General features: G+C 69.5%; 1 protein-coding gene. It reads left to right on the top strand.

Translation table 11 applies throughout. The annotated features are described in order from the left end of the window. Positions 1-50: 50 nt before the first annotated feature. Positions 51-981 (top strand): IS5 family transposase gene (locus tag ABD774_RS21500; protein WP_345045825.1). Its coding sequence is split into 2 segments (ribosomal slippage): positions 51-425 and positions 427-981, totalling 930 coding nucleotides; the frame shifts between segments, so codons are not numbered across the junction.

Below are 981 nucleotides of genomic sequence, written 5' to 3'. Positions count from 1 at the left end.
CTAGGGCGTGTCTCCCATATGTTGAGTGAGGCTCGCGGCAGTCTGGTCGGGTGAGGTCGACGGGTTCGCGGTATCGGGTGTTCACGGATGAGCAGTGGGAGCGGATCGAGCCGCTGCTTCCCTCGAATGAGGGGCGCCGCGGTCACCCGTTCGGCGACAACCGTCGGGTCGTGGAGGGGATCGCGTACCGGTTCCGCACGGGGATCCCGTGGCGTGATCTGCCTCGCGACGAGTTCGGTCCGTGGCAGACGGTATGGAAGCGGCACCGTCGTTACGCCGGCGACGGCACCTGGGATCGGGTGCTGACGCGGATCCTCGCTGAGGCGGATGCGGCGGGGAAGATCGACTGGGCGGTGTCGGTGGACGCGACGATCGCGCGTGCGCATCAGCACGCGACGAACACGACCCGCCCGGAGCAGGACACAGGGGGCGGGATCGAATTACAGGAATCTGCCCTGGCAGGAGGTTGAGCCGCCGGGGCACGGTATCGGCCGCTCCCGCGGCGGGCTGACGACGAAGATCCATCAGGCCGTCGACGGCCACGGGCGGCCGTTGGCGATGATCGTCACCGGCGGTCAGCGCAACGATGGCGCGATGCTTGCCGAGGTGCTCGCGCAGATCCACGTCCCGCGGGCGGGCGCGGGACGCCCGCGCACCCGCCCTGATGCGGTGATCGCAGACCGTGCCTACGCGACCGGCGTGATCCGCAGCGAGCTGCGCCGCCGCGGGATCAAGGCCGTCATTCCCGACAAGCGCGATCAGGCCGCCGCACGGAAACGGCGCGGCAGCAACGGCGGCAGACCGCCCGGGCTCGACGCCGACGCCTACAGGGGCCGCAACGTCGTCGAGCGATTCTTCGCTCTCGCCAAGCAGTGGCGCGGCATCGCGACCCGGTACGACAAACTCGCCATCACCTACCGCGCCGGCGTCACCCTCAGCGCCATCCTGACCTGGCAACGGCTATTGGGAGACACGTCCTAG

The sequence above is a fragment of the Georgenia daeguensis genome (genome assembly GCF_039537705.1).
Classification (GTDB): domain Bacteria; phylum Actinomycetota; class Actinomycetes; order Actinomycetales; family Actinomycetaceae; genus Georgenia; species Georgenia daeguensis.
Note: the sequence above shows the minus strand (reverse complement) of the source record. Positions and strands in the feature narration are given on the sequence as shown.